Source organism: Amycolatopsis umgeniensis (assembly GCF_014205155.1).
In the GTDB taxonomy this organism is placed as follows: domain Bacteria; phylum Actinomycetota; class Actinomycetes; order Mycobacteriales; family Pseudonocardiaceae; genus Amycolatopsis; species Amycolatopsis umgeniensis.
In genome coordinates this window covers 4,140,958-4,165,071 of record NZ_JACHMX010000001.1, presented here as the reverse complement: position 1 = coordinate 4,165,071, position 24,114 = coordinate 4,140,958, and the positions used below count along the sequence as shown (strand labels likewise).

Here is a 24,114-nt window from a genome sequence, read left to right as displayed (position 1 = left end):
CAAGCGTTTGCGCAAACGCTTGCGACTGAGCATAACCCTGTCTACCTTCCCGACCATCAGGACAGCCTCGAATCCGGAGGGCATCCCCCATGAGACAGCGCAGTCTCCTCGCGCTCACCCTGGCCGCGGCGGTCGCCGCGACCTCGGTCGGCGCGTGCACGGTCGAACGCCACTGGGGTGGCGGATCGAACGCAGGCGGTGGCGGCAAGGCCAAGGTCGGCCTGGTCACCAAGACCGACACCAATCCCTACTTCGTCGAACTGAGAGCGGCCGCCAAGGCCGCCGCCGAAGCGAACGGCGCGGAGTTCAACGCGCTCGCCGGCCAGTTCGACGGTGACAACGACGGTCAGGTCCGGGCCATCGAGAACCTCATGCAGCAGGGTGCGAACACCATCCTGATCACGCCGAGTTCCTCGACGGGCGTCCTCGACGCCATCGACCGCGCCCGCAAGGCCGGGGTGCTGGTCATCGCGCTCGACACCGCGACCGAGCCCGACACCGCCGTCGACGCCACCTTCGCCACGGACAACTTCGAGGCCGGACGTCAGCAAGGCGCGTACGTGAAGGCCGTTCTCGCGGGCAAGCCGCCGAAGCTGTTCATGGTGGACGGCACCGCCGGGTCCACAGTGGACACCCAGCGGCACACCGGGTTCCTCAAGGGCATCGGCCTGACCGACGCCTCGCCGGAGATCAAGGGCAAGACCCCCGCGAACGGCGACCAGAGCCTGGCTCAGCAGGGCGTGGAGAACCTGCTGCAGCGCACCACCGACATCAATGCCGTCTACACGATGAACGAGCCGATGGGCCGCGGCACCTACGCCGCGCTCCAGGCCCGCGGTCTGGTGAACCAGCTCGTGATGGGCTCGATCGACGGCGGCTGCGAAGGCGTCAAGAACGTCCGAGACGGCCAATACGCCGCCACAGTCATGCAGTTCCCCAAGAAGATGGCCGAGCAGGGCGTCCTCGCCGCCGTCGAATACGCCAAGACCGGGAAGAAGCCGAGCGGGTTCGTCAACACCGGATCAGCGGTGATCACGGACAAGCCGATCCCCGGCGTGGAGAGCCAGGACACCAAGTGGGGCCTCGAGAACTGCTGGGGGACGAAGTGATGGCAACAGCGACCCTCAAAGGCAACGAACGCCCGACGATCGGTGAGTTCTTCCTGCGCGCGCCGGCGGTCGGGCCCGCGCTGGCCCTGCTCGTCGCGATCGTGGTGTTCTCGCTGTCCACGGACACCTTCCTCGATCTCGACAACCTTTCCCTTGTGGTGCAACAGTCCCTGGTGGTCGGCACGCTCGCCCTCGGGCAGACGCTGATCATCCTGACCGCGGGGATCGATCTGGCCAACGCGGCCGCGATGGTGCTCGCGACGCTGATCATGGCGAAGCTCGTGGTCGGCGGCGTTTCCGGGATCTGGGCGCTGCTGCTGGGAATCGTGGCGACGGTGGTGATCGGGATGGTCACCGGTTCGCTGGTCACCCGGATCAAACTGCCGCCGTTCATCGTCACGCTCGGCCTGCTGACAGTGCTCACCGCGGCCGCGAAACTGTTCGCGAGCGGGCAGGCCGTCCCGGTCGCCGACTCGCTGCTCAAATGGCTCGGCACCCGTCGCTACCTCTTCGGCGGCATCCCGATCACCTACGGCATGACGCTCGCTTTGCTGATGTACCTGGCACTTTGGTACGCGCTCACGCGGACACCGTGGGGCAAGCACGTCTACGCGGTCGGCAACGCGCCGGAATCCGCGCGGCTGTCCGGGATCAAGGTCAACCGGACGATCCTTTCGGTGTACATCGTCGCCGGGGTGATCGTCGGGATCGCCGCCTGGCAGGCGCTCGGCCGCGTGCCGAACGCCGATCCGAACGCCTTCCAACTCGGCAACCTCGACTCCATCACCGCGGTGGTGCTCGGCGGCGCGAGCCTGTTCGGCGGCCGGGGTTCGGTACTCGGCACGATGATGGGCGCGCTGGTCGTCGCGGTCCTGCGGTCCGGGTTGACGCAGCTCGGCGTGGACGCGCTCTACCAGGACGTCGCCACCGGCGCCCTGCTCATCGGCGCTGTCTGCGTCGACCGGTTCGCGAGGAGGCAGCAGTCATGACGACACCCACGTTGTCCGCTCAGGGGCTGGTCAAACGCTACGGCCGGGTCACCGCCATCGACGGCGCCGACTTCGAACTGTTCCCCGGCGAGGTGCTCGCCGTCGTCGGCGACAACGGCGCCGGGAAGTCGAGCCTCATCAAAGCCCTTTCGGGAGCGGTGATCCCGGACGCCGGTGAGATCAAAGTGGACGGTCAGGCCGTGCACTTCAAGTCCCCTTTGGACGCTCGGCACTACGGGATCGAGACGGTGTACCAGGATCTCGCCGTCGCGCCCGCGCTCGACATCGCGTCGAACATGTTCCTGGGCCGGGAAAAACGGCGCAAGGACCTGTTCGGACAGCTGTTCAGGAAGCTGGACACCTCGACGATGCGGGCCGACGCGCAGCGGATCCTGGACGAACTCGGCATCAACATCAAGTCCATCACGCAGCCGGTGGAGACGCTGTCCGGCGGGCAGCGCCAAGGTGTCGCCGTCGCGCGGGCGGCCGCTTTCGGCACCAAGGCGGTGATCATGGACGAGCCCACCGCCGCACTCGGCGTCGCCGAATCCGGCAAGGTGCTCGACCTGATCAACCGGATCCGCGAACGCGGCCTGCCGGTGGTGCTGATCAGCCACAACATGCCGCATGTGTTCGACATCGCCGACCGCATCCACGTGCACCGCCTCGGCAAACGCGTCGCCGTCGTCTCGCCGAGGACGCACACGATGAACCAGGTCGTCGGCCTGCTCACGGGTGCGCTGAAGCTCGGTGAGAACGGCGAGGTCGAAGAGGTCGCCGCAGCCGTCCACACGGGGCTGTAGTGCTGGTGCTGCTGGCGGGCTTGTGCACCGTCGACCAGGTTCAGCGCGTCGCCGAGATCCCGGCGCCGGGCGAGAAGGTGCGTTCGCTGTCCGTGGACGTCGCCGCCGGGGGGCCGGCGACGAACGCGGCGGTGACCGTGGCCGCGCTCGGCGCCGGGGCGACGCTCCTGACGGTCGCCGGTGCGCATCCGCTGGCCGCACTGGCCCGCGCCGACCTCGAGGCGCACGGCGTCGACCTGGTCGACCTCGATCCCGAACTGCCCGATCCGCCCGCGATCAGCGCCATCGTCGTCCGCGACTCCGACGGGGAACGCACCGTCGTCTCGCGCAACGCCCACGCCTCCTCGCGTTTCGTCCTCTCGATGCGGTCCTTGCACGCGCAACTACCGCGTTCAGAGGACGAAATGCCCGGGTGTGTGCTCCTGGACGGGCATCATCCGGAGGTCGCCGTGTACGTGGCGCGCTGGGCGCGGGAGCGGAAGGTGCCGGTGGTGCTCGACGCCGGGAGCTGGAAGCCGGTCCTCACCGAACTCCTGCCGCTGGTCGACATCGCCGCGTGCTCCTCGCTCTACCGCGGGGACGATCCGCACGAGCACGGAGTGCCGGTGGTGATCACGACCGCGGGCCCCGATCCGGTGCGCTGGTCGACGGCGGACGGATCCGGTGCGGTTCCCGTCCCGGTCACCCAGTCGCGTGACACGCTGGGCGCGGGCGACGTCTGGCACGGGGCCTTCGCGTACGCGGTCGCCAGGGGCGCCGGGGACGTCCCCGGCTGGATCGCGTTCGCCAACGAGGTGGCCGCCGAACGGGTGCGGCACGAAGGACCGAGGTCGTGGACGGCCGCGGTCGCGAAGATGGGAAAGGGACTGTCATGACAGCCATGCCTCCGGTGTTCGAGGACCTGTTGAGCAGGGCTCAGACGCTGGCGAAGCCGGGGCAGCGCAGCGTGCTCGGGATCGTCGGCGCCCCCGCGTCCGGCAAGACGACGCTGGCCTGGGGCCTGGCGAAGGCGCTGGGCACGCGGGCGGCCGTGGTCGGGATGGACGGCTTCCACCTGGCGCAGGTGGAACTGCAGCGGCTCGGCCGCGCGGAGCGCAAGGGCGCGCCGGACACCTTCGACGCCGCCGGGTACGTGCACCTGTTGCGAAGGCTCGCCGAAGGCCGCGAGACGGTCTACGCGCCCGAGTTCCGCCGTGAGATCGAGGAGCCGATCGCCGGGGCCGTCGCGGTCACGCCGGACGTCCCGCTGGTCATCACCGAGGGGAACTACCTCCTCATGCAGGACGATCCGTGGAGCGGCGTGAAGCCGATCCTCGCCGAGTCTTGGTTCCTCGCGCCGGACGAACCCGAGCGCATCGAGCGGCTCGTTTCGCGGCACCGTCGCTACGGCCGCTCGCTGGTCGAAGCCCGTCGCCGCGCACTCGGTTCCGACCAGCGCAACGCCGATCTGATCGCGTCCACCAGCGGCCGGGCCGACCTGGTCCTCGAGAACCTCCCGCTGGTTAACTTCGCTATATGACCGGGGTTCTCATCGTCACGGGCGGCAGCAAGGGCATCGGCGCGGCGGTCTGCGAACTGGCCGCCGCGCGCGGTTACGACGTCGTCGTCAACTACGCGGGTGACGCCGAAGCGGCGGAAGACGTCGCTTCGCGCGTCCGGAAGCACGGCGTCCAGGCGATCACCCAGCGCGGCGACGTCGCGTCCGAAGAAGACGTCGTCGCCCTGTTCGACGCGGCCTCCGGACTCGGTCCGCTCGCCGGGGTGGTCGCGAACGCGGCCGTCACCGGCAACACCCCGGGACGCCTCGAAGAATATGACGTCGACGTCGTCCGTCGCGTCGTGGATGTCAACATCACGGGCGTCTTCCTGTGCGTCCGCGAGGGCATCCGCCGGATGTCCACCCGATACGGCGGCGCGGGCGGCGCGATCGTGACGCTGTCCTCCACCGCCGCGCGGACCGGTTCGCCCGGGGAATGGGTCCACTACGCGGGGACCAAGGCGGCGGTCGAAACGATGACCTACGGCGCGGCGCAAGAGGTCGCGAAGGAAGCCGTCCGGATCAACGCCGTCGCACCGGGAATGATCCACACCGGCCTGCACGCGGCGGCCGGGCTGCCCGATCGCATGGACCGGATCGCCCCGACCATTCCGATGGGCAGGGCGGGCGAACCGGGCGAAATCGCGGAAGCCGTGCTGTGGCTGCTTTCCCCCGCCGCGTCGTACACCACCGGGACGGTGCTGACCGTCGGCGGCGGGCGTTGACACCCGGGGCTACGGAGCGGTCACGGGGCGATATCGGGTCCGCGTGCGGTTCAGCCACGTTTTAACACTAATTCCCGGCCGATATCACGATTCATGTGGGAAGTCGGTGGATCACCTCGGGGCGCTGGGTGCCTGTGTCACCCTGGTGGCGCCCCCAAGCTCTTGATCAGGACGGTCATCCCCGATGTCCAAGCTCATGTCTGTGCACCACCTGGCACTCACCGTGACCGATGTGGACCGGAGCGTGCCCTGGTACGCCCGAGTCCTCGAACTCGAGGAGTTCACGCGTCGCGAAGACCCCGAAACGGGTCTGCGGAAGGTCGTGTTGCGCTCGCCGAGCGAAGGCTTCGCGGTGGTGCTCGTCGAGCACCAGGACACCGAGCGGCCGCGATTCGACGAACGGCGGACCGGTCTGGACCACGTGGCGTTCAAGGTCTCTTCGCGGTCGGAACTGGCCGAGTGGGAAGCGCGGCTCTCGGAGTACGGCGTCGTCTACACGCCGTCGAAGGGATCGCGCACCCTGGAAGGTTCCTCGGTCATCGTTTTCCGTGACCCGGACGGCATCCAGCTCGAGATCTGGGCGGATCCGGAGGCTTAGGTCGTGCTCGCCGCCTGATCACGCGTGTGTGAACGGACGACACGGAGGTCTAGGTCGTCGCGTTCTCTTCGGCTTCTTCGACCGGGCGCCGCATCTCCTGGCGATAGCGGATGAAGCCGTAGGCCGTGCCCGCCACGAAGAACGCGATGCTGATCCACAGGGCCGCCGTCTTGACCCACGGCAGCTGGTCCAGCAGACCGGCGCCGTAGTAGCCGAGCAGCACCAGCGTCGGCACCCAGAGCAGCCCGCCGAGCGCGGTCGCGAGCGCGAACCGGCGCGGATCCATCCGCGCGGTCCCCGCGATGAGGGGCGCCAGCGTGCGGATCCACGGGATCCAGCGCGCGGCGACGATGGCGAAGAAACCCCGCCGGTCCAGGAACGACCTGGCGCGTTCGAGATTGTGCTTGTTCAGGACCTTGCCACCACGCCGGGCGATCAGTTTCGTGCCGGTGCCCCGGCCGATGTAGTAGCCCACCTGGTTGCCGAGGATCGCGACGAGCAGTGCGGCGGCCGAGAGCAGCCACGCGTTCAGATCGGAGCCGTGCTGCGCGAGGACGACCCCGGCGGCGAACAGCAGGGAGTCGCCGGGCAGGAAAAGCCCGATGATCAGCGCGCACTCCACGAAGATGAAGCTCAGCACGATCACCCAGACGAGCACCGGCCCGGCGGTGTCGAGCCAGCTCACGCCGATGCCCGCGGCCTCGGTGTACACCTCACTCACGACGCGAGCCTACGTGTACTCGGCGAACCGCACGTCACCGAACGGTGGAATCGGGGTGACCCCGGACACGACGAACGGCCCGTTCCTCGCGTATTCCGCGGGAGCGGGCCGTTCGTCACTGCCTCAGGAGTGGTCGACGAGCTCGTCGAGTGCCTGGTCGTAGCTCAGCCGGACGTCGTGTTCGGCCTGGTCACCGCCCAGCAGCTCCACCCGGCTGGTGGCGGGCGGGTAGCCGCTGGCGATCACCGTGTACGTCCCGGCGGGCAGGTCGCTGATCGTGTAGTTGCCCTCCGCGTCGGTCCTCGCCACGGCGGCGACGCCGCCCGAGGAGTCGAGCACGGTGATCCGCGCGTCCGGCACCACCCGGTCCCCGTCGGTGCGGGCGACCCCGCTCAGCAGGATCGTGCTGACCAGTTCGACGTCGTGGCGCAGCACGCCGGCGCCGGTGGCGGTCAGCGTCGCCGCGACCGGCCGGAACCAGCGACCGCTGGCGACGATCGTGTACCGGCCGCCCACGATCCCGGCGAAGGAGTACACGCCGTTCTCGCTCGTGTGCGTCCTGGCCACCTGGTTGCCGTTGTGGTCGATCAGGGTCAGCGCCGCCCCCGCGACGTTCGTCGCGTCGTCCCGGCGGACGTGCCCGCTGATCTGCGCGGATCCCGCCCGATAGACGCCGTTGCCGTTCCCGTTCCCGTTGCTCAGCGCGTGCTTGCCGGGTTCGACAGGCGCTGTCACGACAGTCTTCTCGGCGGCCGATTCGACAGGTGCGGCTTCCTCTTCGAGAAGTGCTTCGCCGCCCTCGAGAGCCGACGCGGCCGAAGGGGCCGAGCCGCCGAGAAGCGGGATCTCCTTCATGAACATCAGCACCAGCGTCGCCAGCAGCGCGACCGCGCCCGCCACGTAGAACACCGTGGTGATCGACTCGGTGAAGCCGATCAGCACCGGGGTCTTGATGGCCTCGGGCAGATTCGCGATACCGCTCGTGTTCGTCGACAGATCGCCCAGCGCCGCGGCGCCTTCCCCGGTCGGCGCGTTGCCGCCGAACGCCTTGGTGATGTTGCCCGGCAGGACGTTGAACAGGATCGTCAGGAACACCGCGACACCCGCGGTACCACCGATCTGCCGGAAGAAGGTCGCCGAAGCGGTCGAGACGCCCATGTCGCTGCGCGGGCCCGCGTTCTGCACCGCGATGATCAGCGTCTGCATGCAGGCACCGAGGCCGAGACCGATGATCGCGGCCGCGACCAGCGGGTGCCACAGCGCGCTGTTGTACTCGACCTGCGCGAAGAAGAACGCGCCCGCCGCGATCAGCAGCGTGCCGACCACCGGGAACACCTTGTAGCGGCCGGTCTTGCTGGTGATCTGGCCCGAGATGATCGAACCGCTCATGATGCCCGCCATCAGCGGGATCATCAGCAGACCCGATTCGGTCGGGGAGTAGCCCTGCACCACCTGCATGTACTGCGGGATCATCATGATCGCGCCGAACATCGCCACACCGACGATGACGCCGCCGATGATCGCGACCGTGAAGGTCGAGTTCTTGAACAGCCGCAGCGGGATCAGCGCCGCGTCCTTCATCAGCTTCTCGATGAAGATGAAGGCGATCACGCCGACGGCGCCGATGGCGTAGCAGATGATCGCGTTCTGCGAGCCCCAGCCCCACTTGTTGCCCTGCTCGGCGACGATCAGGAACGGGACAACGGCGACGACGAGCGCGAGCCCGCCCCACCAGTCGATCTTGTGGTCGTGGCGCTGGTGCGGCACGTTGAGCACCTTGGCGACCACGAAGAGCGCGACGATCGCGATCGGCACGTTGATCAGGAACACCCAGCGCCAGCCGTCGATCGGCGTACCGAAGAAGCTGCCGAGGCTGTCGAAGTCGGCGAAGAACCCGCCGAGCACCGGGCCGAGCACGGTGGAGATACCGAACACGGCGAGGAAGTAACCCTGGTAGCGGGCACGTTCCCGCGGCGGCACGATGTCGCCCATGATCGTCATCGCCAGCGACATCAGACCGCCGGCGCCGAGCCCCTGGATCGCGCGGAACGCGGCCAGCTCGTACATCGACGTCGCGAACGCCGACGCGACCGAGCCGACCAGGAAGATCGAGATCGCCGCGATGTAGAACGGCTTGCGACCGTAGATGTCGGACAGCTTGCCGTAGATCGGCGTGACGATCGTCGAGGTGATCAGGTAGGCCGTGGTGATCCAGGCCTGCAGGTCGAACCCGTTGAGGTCATTCGCGATGCGGACGATCGAGGTACCCACGATCGTCTGGTCGAGCGCCGCCAGGAACATGCCCGACATCAGGCCGATCAGGATCGTGACGATCTGACGGTGACTGAGCCGGGGCCCCTCTTCGTGAACAGATGGCGGACTTTCTACTGCGGAACTCATTGTTCAGGCCCCCTTGGCCTTCGACGCCGACGCGGGGTCGGCGAACTGTGGAGATGTTTTTTCGATGTCGTCGTTCAGCCGGTGGAACAGCGAGTTGAGGGTTTCCCGGTCTGCGTCGGACCAAGCACCGAGTACCTCGGCGAGCCACTGGTTCCGTTGCTTGCGGTTCTCCTCGAACACCCGGAGCCCTTCGGCGGTCGGTGCGAGCAGGCAGGCGCGGCCGTCTTCGGGGTCGGCCAGGCGCTCGATCAGCCCGTGCTGGACGAGGGAGCTCGACTGCCTGCTGATGGTCGAGATCTCGGAGTGCAGGAACTCGGCGAGTTTGCTGGTCCGCTGGGGCCCGACGTGGATGAGGCAGAAGAGGATCGCGTACGCGGCCCGCTCGATGCCGTCCGGCCCCTGCTTGGACACCTGGGACTTGGCCCGGTTGACCAGGCGGACGAGCCGCACGAGCTCATGCCCGAGGGTGTCGGCCAGATCGAGGTCGGACTTCGACCTGGTGCCGGGTGTCGTGGGTGTCATGGTGGTCTCTCTCGCCGGTTGCTTGGTCACTGCAACTAGTTGCCTAGAGCAAGGATGTTCCTCTCGAGGGTGCTTCGCAAGGAGAAAGTGACCTGGTGTGTCAGACAACACTTTAGTTGCCGCATGCAAGCACATTTATTCGTGCATGTTTGTCCGGTTCGCCCGGCTTGGTGCGCTGAGCAGGCCTTTTGTCCGCCTTGGAACAACCCGGGGCGGTGGCGCTTTGATGAAGTCATGACCGACTCCGCGCTTCTCGCGATCCTCGCCGGGCACAACCTCGGCACCCTCGCCACCATCAAACGGGACGGCAGGCCCCAGCTCTCGACCGTCAACTACCTCTACGACGCGGACGCCGGCGCGATCCTGATCTCGATCACCGCGCCGCGCGCCAAGACCAAGAACCTCCAGCGCGACCCGCGGGCGACGTTCCACGTCGCGAACGAGAGTGGCGGCAGCTACGTCGTCGTCGAGGGCCCTGCCGTGCTCACGCCGACAGCGGCTTCGCGCGATGATGCGACCGTCGACGCGCTGGTGGACCACTACCGGCGGGCGCGGGGCGAGCATCCGGACTGGGAAGAGTTCCGGGACGCCATGGTCGCCGACCAGCGCGTGCTGCTGACCATCCCGATCGAGCGCGTCTACGGCCTGGATCGCGTTTAGCCCGCTAAAGGCGACGGCCGCTCTCGGGGTGAACGCCAGGGGTCAGCGCTGGATCCGGGCCGAGATCTCATCCATCCGGTCGAGCAGGTGGCTCGGGTCTTCGCCGCCGAGCGCGGCCCGCAGGTAGAGCCCGTCGCCGACCAGGATGACGAGCTCCGCGGTCAGCGGATCGTCGACGTTCTCGCTGATCATGTCGTGGATCTTCTTGTTGTACGTCTTCACGACGTCGGCGACCCGCGGCTCGTTCAGCAGGATCCGGATCGTCGCCATGGTCGTGCGGTGCAGCGGCTTCTGCATCGTGACGTCGGTGATCGCGGTGCGCAGGTAGTACAGAACGACCCCTTCGGGTGCCTTTCGCGCGCGCTCGATGTCTTCGTCCGAGAGCCGGGCCAGACGTTCCATCATGCCGTCGACCAGGGCGTCCTTCGAGCCGAAGTGGTAGAGCAGGCCGCCCTTCGACACCCCGGCGTGCGCGGCGACGGCTTCCAAGGTGATGCCGCCGGGCCCCTGTTCGATGAGTATCTCCTCGTACGAGTCGAGGATGCGTTCCTTCGCCGTGGGCTTCGCCATATCAGTTGACTATACCGTCCGGACGGTTTACCTTCGAACCAGGCGGTAACTGTACCGTCCAGACGGTTTACCTATTTGAGGAGAGTGCGCCATGGCGGGGCGCAAGCAGTGGTGGGCGTTGGCGGTACTGGTGCTTCCGGTGCTGCTGATCAGCGTGGACATGACGGTGCTCGGGTTCGCGCTGCCGTTCCTGTCCGAGGATCTGGCGCCGACCGGTGCGGAACAGTTGTGGATCGTCGACATCTACTCGTTCATGCTGGCGGGCCTGCTGGTCCTGATGGGCACGCTCGGCGACCGCATCGGGCGTCGCAAGCTGCTGCTCATGGGCGCCGCGGCGTTCGGTGCCGCGTCGGTGCTCGCGGCCTTCTCGACCAGCGCGTTCATGCTGATCATCGCCAGGGCGCTGCTCGGGATCGGTGGCGCGACGCTGATGCCGTCGACGCTGTCGCTGATCCGCAGCATCTTCCTGGACCCGAAACAGCGCCGGACCGCGATCGCGGTGTGGAGCGCCGGGTTCTCCGGCGGTATGGCGCTCGGACCGGTGCTCGGCGGCTGGCTGCTGGAGCACTTCTGGTGGGGTTCGGTGTTCCTCATCAACGTCCCGGTGATGCTGGTGCTGCTGATCGTCGGACCGTTCGTACTGCCGGAGGCGCGTGACCCGAAGCCGGGCCGCTTCGACCCGTTGTCGGCGCTGCTGTCCCTGGCCGCGATGCTGCCGGTGGTCTACGGAATCAAGCTGGTCGCCGAACACGGCTTCACCCTGAAGGCCGCGATCAGCATCCTGATCGGTCTCGCGCTCGGCGTCGTGTTCGTCCGCAGGCAGAACCGCCTCGACGAGCCGATGCTCGACCTGAAGCTGTTCTCGAACCGGGCCTTCAGCGGATCCGTGGTGACGAACATGCTCGGCGTGTTCGCCATGGTCGGCCTGTTGTTCTTGGTGCCGCAGTACCTGCAGCTGGTGCTCGGGCTGACCCCGGTCGTCGCCGCGCTGTGGATGCTCCCGGCGACGGTCGCCGGTGTCGCCGGCGCGCTTCTCGCGGCTTGGCTCGCGAAGCGGGTCCGGGTTTCGGTGCTGGTCAGTGGTGGTCTCCTGGTCGCCGCCGTCGGCTTCCTGGCGTTGACGCAGGTCTCGTCCGGCGGCGGTCTCGCGTACGTCGTGGTGTCGTTCACGCTGCTCGGGGGCGGTGTCGCCCTGTCGGAGACGCTGACGAACGACCTGGTCATCTCGGCCGCTCCGGCCGAACGGGCCGGGGCCGCGTCGGCGATTTCCGAGACCGGGTTCGAGCTGGGCGGCGCGCTCGGCACCGCGATCCTGGGTAGTGTCGCGACCGCGGTCTACCGCTCCGGTCTGCCGGAGGGCACGGCCGAGTCCGCGCGGGACACGCTCGGCGGCGCCGTCGCGACCGCGCAGCAGCTCGATCCCGCGCAGGGTCAGGCGCTACTCGCGTCGGCTCGTGAGGCCTTCACCCAAGGGGTGCACGTCACCGCATGGGCAGGTGTCGCCGTGCTCGTCTATACGGGTGTTCAAGCGTTCGTTCTGCTCAATCGGAACAAAGATTCCGCAGTGCGGATCTGATGAGCCTACGATAAGGGTATGAGCAACGACGCCTTGGTCATCCGGCTCCGCGAACACCTCGGCGAGGCCGCGGTACTCACCGACTACGACGTCACGGACGCGTACTCGCGCGACATGATGCCGCTGGCCGCGGCGGGCAGGCCCCTCGCGGTGGTACTGCCCGCCGACACGGCGGGGGTGCAGGCCGTGGTCAAGGCCTGCGCGGAATTCCAGGTGCCGATCGTGCCCCGCGGCGCCGGCAGCGGACTGTCCGGCGCCGCGAACGCGATCGACGGCTGCGTCGTCCTGGTGATGACCAAACTCGACCAGGTCGTCGAGATCGACGAGGGCAACCGGCTCGCCGTCGTGCAGCCGGGCGTGGTGAACCTCGATTTCCGTACCGCGGTGGAGAAGCACGGCCTGTTCTATCCGCCGGACCCCTCCAGCTACGACTGGTGCACCATCGGCGGCAACCTGTCCACCAACGCCGGCGGATTGTGCTGTGTGAAGTACGGCGTCACCACGGATTCCGTACTGGGCTTGGAAGTCGTGCTCGCCGACGGGTCGCTGCTGAAGACCGGGCGTCGCACGGTGAAGGGCGTCGCGGGCTACGACCTCGCGCGGCTCTTCGTCGGCAGCGAGGGCACGCTCGGCGTGATCACGCAGGCGACTGTCGCGCTGAAACCGTTGCCGCAGTTGCCTTCCACGCTCGTCGCGGCCTTCAACAGCACGGAGGCCGCCGGTGAAGCCGTCGCGCGGGTCGTGCGCGAGGGCCTGGTGCCGTCGCTGCTGGAGATCATGGACGCGACGTCCATCAAGGCCGCCGAGGCCTACCTCAAGACCGATCTCGGCACGAGCTCGGACTGCAAAGCCTTGCTGCTCGCGCAATCCGACTCCGGCGGCGAGGTCGCGCGACGGGAACTCGCGGCGCTGGAACAGATCTGCGTCGACTGCGGCGCGGATCTGGCTTACGCCACCGAAGATGCCGAAGAAGGCAAGATGCTGCTGCAGGCGCGGCGGGTCGTGCTCACCGCGCTGGAGCTGTACGGCGTCTGGCTGACCGACGACGTTTGCGTGCCGCGCACCCGGATCGCCGAGCTGATCGCCGGGTGCGAGCGGATCAGCGAAGAGGTCGGGCTGCGCATCGCCGTCGTCGGCCACGCCGGTGACGGCAACATGCACCCGACGATCGTCTACTCGCCGGACTCCGAGGAGGAGTTCGCCCGCGCGCGGACGGCCTTCGACGCGATTCTCGAAGTCGCCCTGTCGCTGGGCGGGACCGTCACCGGAGAGCACGGCATCGGCAGGATCAAGCGCGAGTGGCTGGCCAAGGAGATCGGCGAAGTCGGCCTTCGCGTGCATCGCCAGATCAAGCAGGCGCTGGACCCGGAGAACCTCTTCAACCCGGGCTCGATGTTCTCCCTCTAGCTCCGTCGCACGTGACTCGCGTGATCAGAGCCGGAACTCGCGTGCTTGAAGCCGGAACTCACGTGACTAGATGTCGCGCTCGGTGTGCGGTGTCTGATCACGTGAGTTCCGTCCCCGATCACGTGAGTTCCGCTCCCGATCACGCGAGTTCGCCGGTTCGTCCGGCCCGCGCGTGATCAGAGCCGGAACTCGCGTGCTTAAAGCCGGAACTCACGTGACTGGACGGACGACACAGTCGTGGGGGTCAGTCGCGGATGCGCGGGATCTGCTGCGTCGCGTCCATGTCCGCGGCCGGAGCGGCGGGGCCGTGCTTCTTCTCGCGGCGTGCCTTCAGGTACTCGATCACGATCGGCACCACCGACACCAGCACGATCAGGATGAAGATCGCGTCGACGTTGTCGCGGATGAACCCGACGCCGCCGAGCAGGTGGCCGAGCGCGGTGATCCCGGCGGCCCACAGGATGCCGCCGATGACGGTGTAGGTGAAGTACTTCTTCGGGTCCATCTTGCCGATGCCGGCGATCCAGGTGATGAACGTCCGCACGAACGGCACGAACCGCGCCAGCACGACCGCCTTCGGCCCGTGCTTCTCCAGGAAGGCGTGTGTCTGGTCCACGTACTTCTGGTTGAAGAACTTCGAATCCGGCTTGCGGAACAGCCAGGGGCCGATCTTCCAGCCGAGGCCGTATCCGACCGCGTTGCCGATCAGCGCGGCGACGGTGACCAGCACGCACACCAGCCACAGCGGCGCTTCGATCGAACCGTTCGCGATGAACAGGCCCGCGGTGAAGAGCAGGGAGTCACCGGGCAGCACCGGGAAGATGCTGCTCTCGATGAAGATGATCAGGCAGAGCACGGTGATGACCGGGACGGTCAGGCCGCTCAGCAGATGCTGCGGGTCCAGCCACTCCGGCAGGAGGCCCATCGTCGTCACGTTGTTCTGCGCCAGGATCACACCAAAACGGTACAGGGTGACGCTGAGTGCCCTGACCCGGCGGGAGAGGGCGGCTCAGATCAGGGTGAGCAGCCCGATCACCGAACCGGCGGCCAGTCCCAGCAGTACAGCCAGCAGCAACACCCAGTACGCGGGCAGCGGGGCGCTCCCGGGCGAAGGCGCCGGAGGCGGTGCCGGACGATCCGCCAGCCTGGCCGTTTCCGCGTCCTCCAGCGCGACGCGCTCGCGTTCGAGCGAGTCGGCGCCCGCGCCGGAAAGCAGCCCGTACTGGAGAGGCAGCTCGTGTTCTCCCGGAGACGGCACGGGGGCCTCGGGAGTGTCCGAATTACTCTCAGTGTCCGTTTCGACCGGGTTCTCGGCGGAAGTCTCGGCGATCCGCTCCGCTGAAGGGGCGAAGACGGCCTGAGCGCGCAGGGCGTCGGCTAGGAGCTTCTCCGGGTCCTTGGGCTCGCTCATCCAGACTCCCTTCGCCGCTACCCGTCGCTGACCGAAACACCGCCTTCGACGGCGCTGCTCAATGTAGCCGCAGCGTTGTCTTTGACCCATTCGCCCTGTCGCAGCACCTTGACCGGCCGCAGGTCGCGGTCGAGTACGACGACGTCGGCCGCGAGCCCCGCGCGCAGTGAGCCTGTCCGGTCGGCGATGCCGAGCAGTTCGGCCGGTCGGCCGGAGGTCGCGCGGACGGCGTCGAGCAGGTCGATACCCGCGCCGCGGACGAGGTTGCGGAAGGCCGCGTCCATGGTCAGCGTGCTGCCCGCGAGCGAACCGTTCCCGGCCAGCGTGGCGACGCCGTCGCGGACGTCGACCTCGAGGCGGCCGAGGATGTAGCTGCCGTCGGCGGCGTCGGTGGCCGACATGGCGTCGGTGATGAGCACCGTCCGGCCCTTGCCCGCGTGGTGCGCGGCGAGGCGCAGCACCGTCGGGTGCACGTGGACGAGGTCGCAGATCAGCTCGACGGTGATCCGCTCGTCGTCGAGGAGGGCGCCGATCGGGCCGGGCTCGCGGTGGTGGAGGGGCCGCATGGCGTTGAAGAGGTGTGTCGCGACGGAGGCGCCCGCGTCGATCGCGGGGATGATCTGGTCTTCCACACCGTCGGTGTGCCCGATCGCGGCGATGACGCCCGATTCGGCCAGTTGCCGTACCGCTTTGACGCCGCCGTGCAGTTCGGGGGCGAGCGTGACCATCCGGATGTCGCCGCGGCCGGCGCCGAGCAGCGCGTTGACCGTCGCCGTGTCCGGTTCGATCAGCGTCGCGGGGTCGTGTGCCCCGCATCGCGCCTTGGAGATGAAGGGTCCTTCAAGGTGAATTCCGGCAAGTTCACCCTCTTGGACCAGCTCTCGGAGGGCCGCGATCTGGTCTCTGAGCACCGGGATGGGGTCCGAGACCAGACTGCCGAGCATGGTCGTGGTCCCGTGTCGCCGATGCGCGCGGACCGCGCGGAACAGCTCCTCGGGATTTCCGCTGGAGAACGACCCGCCCCCACCGCCATGGCAGTGGGTGTCGACGAAGCCGGGCACGACCAGGCACCCGTCGACAGGGACGCGGTCGATGTCCGGGGGTGTCCCGGAACCGACTTGGACGATCTTGCCGCCGGCGATAGCCAGCCAGCCGTCGTCGAGTACACGGTCCGGGGCTACTACCCGGCCGCCCACGATCACGAAATCTCCGGCGCCTCTCACGCCCCCCAGCATATATTGGTCTGGACCAAGCATGGCGGCACAACCCAGCGGTCGAGATTAAGGCCGGGTGTCAGTTCGGCGACTGCATCGCTTTCTGCAGTGCCTCCAGCGCCCGGCTGGCGGTTGACTTCACGGTACCTTTCGAAATACCGGCGGCCTCGGAAATCTCGGCCTCACTCAGCCCACCGTAGTAACGGAGCACCAGAACTTCACGCTGGCGGGGCGGCAGTTTGGACAAAGCGCTCACAACGGCCTGATGTTCACTCGACAGCATGGCGAGGCTTTCCGCCGAACGCGCGTTGACGGCGTGCGGCGCGACGTACTCGCGCGCCGTCTTGCGGCGGCGCAGCACACTGCGTGATCCGTTGACCACGGCGGTGCGCAGATAACCGACGGCCGCGGCGGCGTCGCGCAGGCGTCCCCAGTTGCGATGCAGCCCGGTGAAGGCCTCCTGGACGACGTCCTCGGCCGTGGCCGGTTCGTCCACGAGCAGGATGGCCAGCCGGACGAGCCGCATCCGGTGCTGGCGATAGAGATCCTCAAGGGTCAGCGGTGCCGCAGGCGGCGGTGGCGTGACCGGTCCGTCCATGGTGCGCAGATGGCCGAGGGTCGCCTCGACACTGCGTTCCGCATTGCCCTCGAGCATGTACCCCTACCTGTTCATTTACCCCTTTGAAGCACAACCTGTGCGTGGCCCGATCAGCGTATCGGGTGGGGCCGGACTCCTGCCTGATCGGATCCTGAGAACGCCTTTCCGGTTCGGATAACGTCTACCAACGACCCGTTCGCAGCGATCTTGGAGACGTCGATGGCCTGGTTCCTGGTGGAGATCCGGTACGTGCAGGAGAAGCTGGAGGATGTGCGTCCCCGGCACCGGAAATTCCTCTCCGACCTCGCTGACCAGGGCGTTGTCGCGCTCGGCGGCCCGCTCGGCGACGGCTCCGGCGGCATCTCGCTCTACCAGGCGGCCGACGAGACGGCGCTGAACGAGATCATCGACCAGGATCCGTACCACCTCGAGGGTGTCGTGGCGGAGCGAACCGTCCGCGAGTTCAAGCCGGTGATCGGCGCCTGGTTGCCGCAGGAAGCCTGACCCGTCAGAGGTCGAGGGTGACCGGCTCGCGTTCGACGCAGATCCGGACGCGGTCGCCGGTCACCGTCGGCAGCTCGCAGGTCCCGCAGAACCCCTGGCGGCACGAATAGGCGATACCGGGCACGGTTTCGCGCAGGACGTCGAGCGTCGTCCGGTCGGCGGGCACGTCCAGCGTCCGGCCGCTGCGGGCCAGCGTGACGCGGAACGGTGCGCCGCCGACGATCGGCGGCGTCGAGAACCGCTCGAAGAAGACCGGTCCCGAAGTGCGCAGTGCCGCGTCCGTCCGGACGCCGACGATCATCGGAACCGGGCCACAGCAGTAAATCGGGGCAGACTTCGTTGCCCCTTCGAGCAATTCCGCGCCGGCCGCGGGAATCCCGTACTCGGTGTCCGGGCGGATCCAGACACGATCGCCGAATTCGGACAATTCCTCCAGGAATGGCATGGAAGCCTCGTCTCGACCGGTGTAGACCAGCCGCCAGTCCGCGCCGGACGCGGCCGCCTGCCGCACCATCGGCAGGATCGGCGTGATCCCGATGCCCCCGGCGATGAACAGGTACGCCGGGCTCGCGACGAACGGGAACGCGTTGCGCGGGCCGCGTGCGGTGATCCGCGCGCCCTTCTTCAACGCGTGCACCGCCGTCGATCCCTCGCCGAGCAGCCGGACGCCGACGCGGTAGGCCGAGCGGTCGTCCGGATCGCCGCACAAGGAGTACTGCCGGACCAGCCCCGGCCGTGGCGAGAGGTCGACGTGCGCGCCGGGCCGCCACCGGGGCAGCGGTTCGCCGTGCTCGTGGACCAGCCGCAGGCTGACCACGCCGTCGGCTTCGGCGCGGAGATCGTCGACGACCAGCGGGAGATCGCGGTTGACGGCGGCCACCGGCGGGCGGCGGCGTCCGCTCACACCGCTGAGCCTGCGGTACAGCGCGACGACACCGGTCAGCGACGCCATCGCGCGGTCGGTCCGCCCGCTGCCGTCGAGCCGCAGCGGGCGCGTCGGCGGCGTCACTGTGGTTCGTCGGCGGCCAGCGCGGCCGGGGAGCTCGCGAGGTACGCGACGGCCTGATCGGTGTCGCCGGTTTCGGTGGGGTGATAGGACTTCTTGAAGTACGGCAGGAGTTCGCGCCGCAGCTGCTTGCCCGACGGCAGCAACCCGAGCTTCGCGACCCGGAAATATGTCCGGAAACTTGTCCTGCCCGGCCGCGTCGGATCGTTCTTCATGAGGAACCTGGTGCCACGCAGGAAGACCCACGCGAGCACCGGCGTCACGACGAGCATGCTGCGCACGCGGCGGCCGTAGCGGCCGTCGAGGTGCATGAACAGATCGAAGGCGACCGAGCGGTGCTCGACCTCTTCGGCGCCGTGCCAGCGCAGGAGATCCAGCATCGTGGGGTTCGCGTTCGCGTCGTCGAGCGCCTTGGCGTCGAGGATCCACTGGCCGAGGAACGCGGTGTAGTGCTCGATCGCGGCGATGACGGCGAGCCGTTCGATCAGCCACTCTTCGCGCCGCTTGGCGGAAAGCTCCCGGTCACCGAGCAGACGGCGGAACATCCACTCCATCTGCGCGATGTACGGCCGCACGTGGACGCCCGCCGCTTCGAGGTGTTCCGCGGCGCCGTCGTGCGCCTCGGCGTGCATGGCCTCCTGGCCGATGAAGCCGAGGACGTCCTCCTTGAGCCGCTCGTCGCGGATCAGCGGGACGGCCTGCTTGAACACCTCCACGAACCAGCGTTCGCCTTCCGGCAGCGCCAGGTGCAGCACGTTGATCGTGTGCGTGGCCTGAGGTTCGCCCGGGATCCAGTGCATCGGCAGCGACGCCCAGTCGAACTTGACGTCGCGAGCGTGCAGGACGATCTGCTCGTGGTCCTCGTGCTGTGCCGTCATGACGCCCGCCCGCTGAGTTCGTAGTCGGCCGGGTCGACCTTGCGGGTTTCGAGCCAGTAACGCCAGGTGAACCCCGGCCAGATCGTGCGGTTGACGCCCTTCGCGTCGAGGTACCAGCTCTTGCAGCCGCCCTGGGTCCACACACCCTTGACGAGCCTGTCCTGGATCCCGCGCTGGAACTTCTCCTGGACACCGGCGCGGACGTCGAGCGCGGCGGCGCCCCGCGAGCCGGCGAGCTTGATCGCGTCGACGACGTAGCGCGCCTGCGATTCGATCATGAACACCACGGAGTTGTGGCCCAGCGCGGTGTTCGGGCCGAGGAGGAAGAACAGGTTCGGGAAGCCGGAGACGCTGATGCCCTTGTGCGTGTGCATCCCCTCGGCGGCCCATTCCTTGGCGAGGTCGCGACCGCCGATCCCGGTGATGTCCAGGTATTCCAAGGCATCCGTGACCTTGAAGCCGGTGCCGTAGATGATCGCGTCGACCTCGTGCTCGACGCCGTTCCCGTCGACGACACTGTGCGCCTTGACCTCGCGCACGCCGTCGGTGTTGACGTCCACATTGGACCGGTCGATCGCCGGGTAGTAGTCGTTGGAGATCAGCACCCGCTTGCAGCCCATGGTGTAGTCCGGCGTGACCTTCTTGCGCAGCCGGGGATTCTTGATCCCCTTGCCGATGTGGCGCTTCGCGATCACCTCGCCCGCCTTCATGATCGCGGGGTGGCCGTTGAAGCCGACGGCGCGCACTTCGAGGAACCAGTAGAGCGCGTTGCGGTAAAGCCGTTGCACACCGGGAATCCGGCGGAACGCGGTCTTGGCCCAGCCCGGCATGGCGTGGTCGGGCTTCGGCATGATCCACGGCGGCGTGCGCTGGAACAGCGTCAGCTCGTCGACGTCCGGGGCGATCCGCGGGACGAACTGGACCGCGCTGGCACCGGTGCCGACCACGGCGACCTTCTTGCCGCGCAGGTCGTATTCGTGGTTCCACTGCGCGGAATGCCAGGTCTGGCCCTTGAACTTCTCGATCCCGGGCAGCTTGGGGACCTGCGGGATGTGCAGGCCGCCGACGCCCGAGACGACGAACTGGGCTTCGAACTCACCCGACTTCGTGTGCACGCGCCAGAGCCGCGCGGTGTCGTCCCAGTCGGCGCCGGTGAGTTCGACGCCGAACCGGATCTTGCGCCGCAGCCGGTACTTGTCGGTGACGTCCTTGAGGTACTGGAAGATCTCCGGGGCGGGCGAGAACGACCGCGACCAGTCCGGGTTCTGCTCGTACGAGAACGAGTACATGTGGGACTGCACGTCGCAGGCGCAGCCGGGGTACGAGTTGTCGCGCCACGTACCGCCGACTTCGTCCGCCTTCTCCAGGATCACGTAGTCGGTGATCTCGGCCTTTTCGAGCTGGATGGCCTGGCCGAGCCCGGAGAATCCGGTGCCCACGATCACGACCTTGAATCGCTCGGTCATCTGCTGTGCCCTCCACGTCGAGGCTTTCCGGCGCAGATGACGTTACCCGAAGTAACAGTTACTTGCTAGTACTACCTACCTGTCAGTACGTACCGCCGAGCTTCCCGTGGTTCCAGCTCACGATCTTGGTCGGCGTGAAGATCAGCCCGATTCGCTTCGGGGCCTGCTTGCCGATGAACGCGGCGAGCTCGTCGGGCACCGGGTCGCCCGGCTTCGCACCCGCGTAGCGCTGCATGAGCTTGATACCCATCTGGGTGACCACGGCGGTATCGGTGATGATCTCGACGTCGGCTTCCAGTGAGATCCCGCGGAGCTTGTCGTAGCTTTCGCCGTCCTCGATGAGCACGGTGGCGCGCGGGTCCCGCTCGAGGTTCTTCGCCTTCTGCGACGAGCCGTAGGTCCAGGTCGCGACGCCCGACTCGTGCGGGTAGTACCAGAGCGGGGCCAGATGCGGGCGGCCGTTGGGCCCGATCGTCGCGACGTTGATGACCTTCTGCTCGTCGAGGTACGCGGCGAGTTCGTCGGGTGTCATGCGGATCTGGTCGCGACGGGACATTCGGTCAGCCCTTCTTCGTGGCGGCCCGGCCTGCTTGACCGGTCACTGAAGATTCGTACGCGCCACGCTGCTCGATGTCCACGAGTGCGGCCGCGTCGGCCTTCTTGATCCGGCCGCGGGAGCCGATCTCGATGATCGGCGGCAGGAACGCCCGGATGAGCTTGAGTCCGCCGACCCAGCGCGGGACGTGGATGGTGCGGGCGCGCTTGTTGACCCCGGCCTGGAGGAGGTCGAGGGCGACCTTCAGCGGGTACGTCTTGCCGAGCAGGCCGGGCATGCCCGCGCGGAGCTTGCCGAACACCGGGTGCTGGTCGGCGCTTTCGACGAGGTCGGTCCGGATCCAGGTCGGATGCGCGACGCCGACCTTCACGCCGAGGTGGGCGACTTCGGCGCGGAGGCTGTTGGAGAACGCCTCGACGCCCGCCTTCGCGGCGGCGTAGTTCGCCATGCCGGGCGCGTGGGTGATCGCGGCCAGCGACGAGATCGCGAGCAGGTAGCCCTTGCGGTCGATGACATGCGGAAGGGTGACGCGGAAGGTGCGCCAGACGCCCAGCAGGTCGACCTCGATGACCTTCTCGAAGGCGGCGGGATCGACCGACCGGACGAAACCGGAGGTCGCGATGCCGGCGTTCGCGATGACGATGTCGATCCCGCCGAAGTGCTCGACGACGCTGGCGGCGGCGCGTTCGAGGTCGTCCCAGCTGGTGACGTCGGCTTCCCAGGCGTGGGCGCTCGCGCCGATCTTGTCGGCGACAGCCTGCTGTTCCTTGGCTTCGATGCCGACCAGGGCGACCTTCGCGCCCTGCGCGGCCAGGCGTTCGGCGAGTCCCGCGCCGATGCCCCTCGCGGCGCCGGTGATCAGGACGACCTTGCCGTTCACGCTGTTCTTGGCCACGTTGCCTCCTCGTCCGAGCCCTGAGGGTTTCGGACGGTACCCCAACCTACCCGGAGTAAGCTACCCGCAAGTAGGTCGCATTTAGTCCTCTGGATGCGGTAGTTGGCAGTGCGAACTACCGCATCCAGAGGACTAAATGCGGGAGGGCTAGCGCGACGCGGCGGTGAGCGCGTCGACCTCCTCGGCGGTCAGGGCCAGTTCGGCCGCGGGCAGGAGGTCGTTCAGCTGCTCGACCGAGCGGGCGCTCGCGATGGGCGCGGTGACGGTCGGCTGCGCGAACAGCCACGCCAGTGAAACCGCGGCGACGGAGACCCCGCGATCCGCCGCGATCTCGTCGAGAGCCGTGAGGACGCGCTCGCCGCGTTCGTCCAAATAGGACGAAGCTCGGGCGGCGCGCGGGCTGTCGCCGAGGTTGTCCTTCGAGCGGTACTTCCCGGCGAGGAAACCCTTGGCCAGCGCGAAATACGGCAGGACGGTCAGACCTTCGCGCTCGACCGTCGGCGCCAGTTCGTGTTCGTAGTCCCGCTCGACGAGGTTGTAGTGAGGCTGCAGCGCGACGAACTTCGCCAGCCCCTCCCTGTCCGAAATGGACAGTGCTTCGCTCAGTCGTTCCGCGGAGTAGTTCGACGCCGCGATGTAGCGGACCTTGCCCGCGCGCACGAGCTCGTCGAAGGCTCGCAGCGTCTCCTCGATCGGGGTCTCGGGGTCGTCGATGTGCGCGTAGTAGAGGTCGATGTGGTCTGTCCGAAGCCGTCGCAACGAGTCCTCGGCCGCGGCCGCGATGTTCGCCGCGGACAGCCCCTTGCGCTCGTCCCACATACCGGTCTTGGTCGCGATGACGACGTCGTCACGGTTGCCGCGCTCGGTCAGCCAGTTGCCGATGATCGTCTCGGAGCCGCCTTGGGAATACAGGTCGGCGCTGTCGATGAAGTTGCCGCCCGCCGCCGTGTAGGCGTCGAGGACGGCGAACGACTGCCGCTCGTCCGCGGTCCAGCCGAAGACGTTCCCGCCGAGGTTGATCCCGTGGACGTCGAGGTCGGTATTCCCGAGTTTCGCCATACCTCGAACATAAGGGAAGACTTCGGCGGGCGTCGGTGTTGGCTCGGAACATGGGAATCGAACTCGGCAGGATCGGCATCTGGCAGCACGAAAGTGTGTTCACCCTCCAGCTCGCGCGCGAGCTGGAGGAACTCGGCTACGGCGCCATCTGGCTCGGTGGCTCACCTTCGGGTGACCTCACGAAGGCGGAGGAACTCCTCGATGCGACGAAGACGATCAAGGTGGCCACCGGCATCGTCAACATCTGGCAGGACGACGCGGCCACGGTCGCCGAGTCGTACAAGCGCATCGAAGCGAAGCACCCGGGCCGCTTCCTGCTCGGCATCGGCGCCGGGCACCGGGAGCACACCGCGGAGTTCAAGAAGCCCTACACCGCCCTGGTGGAGTACCTCGACGCTCTCGACGAGGCCGGGGTGCCCGTCGAAGGCCGCGCGCTCGCCGCTCTCGGCCCGAAGGTGATCAAACTCGCAGGAGACCGCACAGCGGGAGCCCACCCGTACCTGATGACGCCCGAGCACACGCGTCAGGCGCGCGAGATCCTCGGCGAGGGACCGCTGCTCGCGCCCGAGCAGAAGGTCGTCCTCGAGGCCGATCCGGCGAAGGCCCGCGAGATCGCCCGGGGCACCGTCAAGTTCTACCTCGGCCTCGTCAACTACACGAACTCCCTGCGGAAACTCGGTTTCACCGACGAGGACCTCACCGGCGAGGGCAGCGACAGGCTGGTCGACCTGCTGGCCGTCCACGGTGACGCCGAGACGGTCGCCCGTGGCGTCACCGCGCATGTCGAAGCCGGGGCGGACCACGTGAACATCCAGGTACTGAACCAGGACCCCCTGCCGGTCTACCGCGCGCTCGCCGCCGTCCTCCTCTGACGCGACGGCTGTAGGCACCTCCCGGCCGACCTCGTACG

Annotated in this window: 26 protein-coding genes; 12 read left to right on the top strand and 14 right to left on the bottom strand. The window is 67.8% G+C overall.

Going from position 1 to position 24,114, the window contains the following annotated elements; translation table 11 throughout:
• Nucleotides 1–89: 89 nt before the first annotated feature.
• The 7 genes from HDA45_RS19365 to HDA45_RS19335 all read left to right on the top strand — a co-directional run bounded on the left by HDA45_RS19365 (nucleotide 90) and on the right by HDA45_RS19335 (nucleotide 5,761).
• Nucleotides 90–1,109: a substrate-binding domain-containing protein gene (locus HDA45_RS19365; RefSeq protein ID WP_184897293.1), complete on the top strand. Its 1,020-nt coding sequence runs from the start codon at nucleotides 90–92 to the stop codon at nucleotides 1,107–1,109.
• Nucleotides 1,109–2,098, top strand: coding sequence for an ABC transporter permease (locus HDA45_RS19360; protein WP_184897291.1), 990 nt, complete (start codon nucleotides 1,109–1,111; stop codon nucleotides 2,096–2,098). The genes HDA45_RS19365 and HDA45_RS19360 overlap by 1 nt, the downstream gene beginning before the upstream one ends.
• Entirely contained in the window at nucleotides 2,095–2,901 is an 807-nt protein-coding gene (locus HDA45_RS19355; protein ID WP_184897289.1) for an ATP-binding cassette domain-containing protein, read from the top strand. Before HDA45_RS19360 ends, HDA45_RS19355 begins: the two co-directional genes overlap by 4 nt.
• A 5-nt stretch (nucleotides 2,902–2,906) precedes the next feature.
• Complete coding sequence (locus HDA45_RS19350; protein WP_184905803.1) at nucleotides 2,907–3,776, top strand: PfkB family carbohydrate kinase; 870 nt, start codon at nucleotides 2,907–2,909, stop codon at nucleotides 3,774–3,776.
• Nucleotides 3,773–4,420: a nucleoside/nucleotide kinase family protein gene (locus HDA45_RS19345; RefSeq protein ID WP_184897287.1), complete on the top strand. Its 648-nt coding sequence runs from the start codon at nucleotides 3,773–3,775 to the stop codon at nucleotides 4,418–4,420. Before HDA45_RS19350 ends, HDA45_RS19345 begins: the two co-directional genes overlap by 4 nt.
• Complete coding sequence (locus tag HDA45_RS19340) at nucleotides 4,417–5,163, top strand: SDR family oxidoreductase (RefSeq protein WP_184897285.1); 747 nt, start codon at nucleotides 4,417–4,419, stop codon at nucleotides 5,161–5,163. The genes HDA45_RS19345 and HDA45_RS19340 overlap by 4 nt, the downstream gene beginning before the upstream one ends.
• Nucleotides 5,164–5,347: 184 nt before the next feature.
• Entirely contained in the window at nucleotides 5,348–5,761 is a 414-nt protein-coding gene (locus HDA45_RS19335; protein ID WP_184897283.1) for a VOC family protein, read from the top strand.
• A 49-nt stretch (nucleotides 5,762–5,810) separates the two neighbouring features.
• Here HDA45_RS19335 and HDA45_RS19330 read toward each other — a convergent pair whose 3' ends face one another.
• The 3 genes from HDA45_RS19330 to HDA45_RS19320 all read right to left on the bottom strand — a co-directional run bounded on the left by HDA45_RS19330 (nucleotide 5,811) and on the right by HDA45_RS19320 (nucleotide 9,404).
• Nucleotides 5,811–6,482 carry a VTT domain-containing protein gene (locus tag HDA45_RS19330; protein ID WP_184897281.1) on the bottom strand — a complete coding sequence of 224 codons (672 nt, stop codon included), beginning with the start codon at nucleotides 6,480–6,482 and terminating at the stop codon, nucleotides 5,811–5,813.
• Nucleotides 6,483–6,605: 123 nt separating this feature from the next.
• Nucleotides 6,606–8,882 (bottom strand): MFS transporter, encoded by a 2,277-nt coding sequence (locus HDA45_RS19325; protein WP_184897279.1) that lies wholly within the window; start codon nucleotides 8,880–8,882, stop codon nucleotides 6,606–6,608.
• Between the two features lie 3 nt (nucleotides 8,883–8,885).
• Nucleotides 8,886–9,404 carry a MarR family winged helix-turn-helix transcriptional regulator gene (locus HDA45_RS19320; protein WP_184897277.1) on the bottom strand — a complete coding sequence of 173 codons (519 nt, stop codon included), beginning with the start codon at nucleotides 9,402–9,404 and terminating at the stop codon, nucleotides 8,886–8,888.
• A gap of 234 nt (nucleotides 9,405–9,638) precedes the next feature.
• Between HDA45_RS19320 and HDA45_RS19315 the strand changes: the two genes are divergently transcribed.
• Nucleotides 9,639–10,064, top strand: coding sequence for a PPOX class F420-dependent oxidoreductase (locus HDA45_RS19315; RefSeq protein ID WP_184897275.1), 426 nt, complete (start codon nucleotides 9,639–9,641; stop codon nucleotides 10,062–10,064).
• A 42-nt stretch (nucleotides 10,065–10,106) separates the two neighbouring features.
• On the opposite strand, the gene HDA45_RS19310 is transcribed toward HDA45_RS19315, so the two are convergent.
• On the bottom strand, nucleotides 10,107–10,634 hold the full coding sequence (locus HDA45_RS19310) for a TetR/AcrR family transcriptional regulator (RefSeq protein WP_184897273.1): 528 nt from the start codon (nucleotides 10,632–10,634) through the stop codon (nucleotides 10,107–10,109).
• A 91-nt stretch (nucleotides 10,635–10,725) separates the two neighbouring features.
• Between HDA45_RS19310 and HDA45_RS19305 the strand changes: the two genes are divergently transcribed.
• Together HDA45_RS19305 and HDA45_RS19300 are read left to right on the top strand one after the other, a co-directional pair.
• Nucleotides 10,726–12,210 (top strand): MFS transporter, encoded by a 1,485-nt coding sequence (locus tag HDA45_RS19305; RefSeq protein ID WP_184897271.1) that lies wholly within the window; start codon nucleotides 10,726–10,728, stop codon nucleotides 12,208–12,210.
• An 18-nt stretch (nucleotides 12,211–12,228) separates the two neighbouring features.
• On the top strand, nucleotides 12,229–13,617 hold the full coding sequence (locus HDA45_RS19300; RefSeq protein ID WP_184897269.1) for an FAD-binding oxidoreductase: 1,389 nt from the start codon (nucleotides 12,229–12,231) through the stop codon (nucleotides 13,615–13,617).
• 244 nt (nucleotides 13,618–13,861) lie between these two features.
• On the opposite strand, the gene HDA45_RS19295 is transcribed toward HDA45_RS19300, so the two are convergent.
• From HDA45_RS19295 to HDA45_RS19280, 4 genes are all read right to left on the bottom strand, one after another.
• Nucleotides 13,862–14,572 carry a VTT domain-containing protein gene (locus tag HDA45_RS19295; protein ID WP_184897267.1) on the bottom strand — a complete coding sequence of 237 codons (711 nt, stop codon included), beginning with the start codon at nucleotides 14,570–14,572 and terminating at the stop codon, nucleotides 13,862–13,864.
• A gap of 54 nt (nucleotides 14,573–14,626) precedes the next feature.
• Entirely contained in the window at nucleotides 14,627–15,028 is a 402-nt protein-coding gene (locus tag HDA45_RS19290) for a hypothetical protein (RefSeq protein ID WP_184897265.1), read from the bottom strand.
• Between the two features lie 17 nt (nucleotides 15,029–15,045).
• Entirely contained in the window at nucleotides 15,046–16,230 is a 1,185-nt protein-coding gene (nagA, locus tag HDA45_RS19285; RefSeq protein ID WP_184905801.1) for an N-acetylglucosamine-6-phosphate deacetylase, read from the bottom strand.
• A gap of 91 nt (nucleotides 16,231–16,321) precedes the next feature.
• Nucleotides 16,322–16,897 (bottom strand): SigE family RNA polymerase sigma factor, encoded by a 576-nt coding sequence (locus tag HDA45_RS19280; RefSeq protein ID WP_007032484.1) that lies wholly within the window; start codon nucleotides 16,895–16,897, stop codon nucleotides 16,322–16,324.
• A gap of 162 nt (nucleotides 16,898–17,059) precedes the next feature.
• Between HDA45_RS19280 and HDA45_RS19275 the strand changes: the two genes are divergently transcribed.
• Nucleotides 17,060–17,344 (top strand): YciI family protein, encoded by a 285-nt coding sequence (locus tag HDA45_RS19275; protein WP_184897263.1) that lies wholly within the window; start codon nucleotides 17,060–17,062, stop codon nucleotides 17,342–17,344.
• Between the two features lie 4 nt (nucleotides 17,345–17,348).
• On the opposite strand, the gene HDA45_RS19270 is transcribed toward HDA45_RS19275, so the two are convergent.
• The 6 genes from HDA45_RS19270 to HDA45_RS19245 all read right to left on the bottom strand — a co-directional run bounded on the left by HDA45_RS19270 (nucleotide 17,349) and on the right by HDA45_RS19245 (nucleotide 23,204).
• On the bottom strand, nucleotides 17,349–18,353 hold the full coding sequence (locus HDA45_RS19270) for a 2Fe-2S iron-sulfur cluster-binding protein (protein WP_184897261.1): 1,005 nt from the start codon (nucleotides 18,351–18,353) through the stop codon (nucleotides 17,349–17,351).
• The gene (locus HDA45_RS19265) at nucleotides 18,350–19,228 is read right to left on the bottom strand and encodes a metal-dependent hydrolase (RefSeq protein WP_184897259.1); all 879 of its coding nucleotides are present in this window, start codon (nucleotides 19,226–19,228) and stop codon (nucleotides 18,350–18,352) included. The genes HDA45_RS19270 and HDA45_RS19265 overlap by 4 nt, the downstream gene beginning before the upstream one ends.
• Nucleotides 19,225–20,694, bottom strand: coding sequence for a flavin-containing monooxygenase (locus HDA45_RS19260; protein WP_184897257.1), 1,470 nt, complete (start codon nucleotides 20,692–20,694; stop codon nucleotides 19,225–19,227). The genes HDA45_RS19265 and HDA45_RS19260 overlap by 4 nt, the downstream gene beginning before the upstream one ends.
• An 82-nt stretch (nucleotides 20,695–20,776) precedes the next feature.
• Nucleotides 20,777–21,250 carry a pyridoxamine 5'-phosphate oxidase family protein gene (locus HDA45_RS19255; RefSeq protein ID WP_184897255.1) on the bottom strand — a complete coding sequence of 158 codons (474 nt, stop codon included), beginning with the start codon at nucleotides 21,248–21,250 and terminating at the stop codon, nucleotides 20,777–20,779.
• A gap of 4 nt (nucleotides 21,251–21,254) precedes the next feature.
• Entirely contained in the window at nucleotides 21,255–22,145 is an 891-nt protein-coding gene (locus HDA45_RS19250; RefSeq protein WP_184897253.1) for a short-chain dehydrogenase/reductase, read from the bottom strand.
• A 147-nt stretch (nucleotides 22,146–22,292) separates the two neighbouring features.
• Nucleotides 22,293–23,204 (bottom strand): aldo/keto reductase, encoded by a 912-nt coding sequence (locus HDA45_RS19245; RefSeq protein ID WP_184897251.1) that lies wholly within the window; start codon nucleotides 23,202–23,204, stop codon nucleotides 22,293–22,295.
• A 50-nt stretch (nucleotides 23,205–23,254) separates the two neighbouring features.
• Between HDA45_RS19245 and HDA45_RS19240 the strand changes: the two genes are divergently transcribed.
• Complete coding sequence (locus tag HDA45_RS19240) at nucleotides 23,255–24,076, top strand: LLM class F420-dependent oxidoreductase (RefSeq protein WP_184897249.1); 822 nt, start codon at nucleotides 23,255–23,257, stop codon at nucleotides 24,074–24,076.
• Nucleotides 24,077–24,114 lie beyond the last annotated feature (38 nt).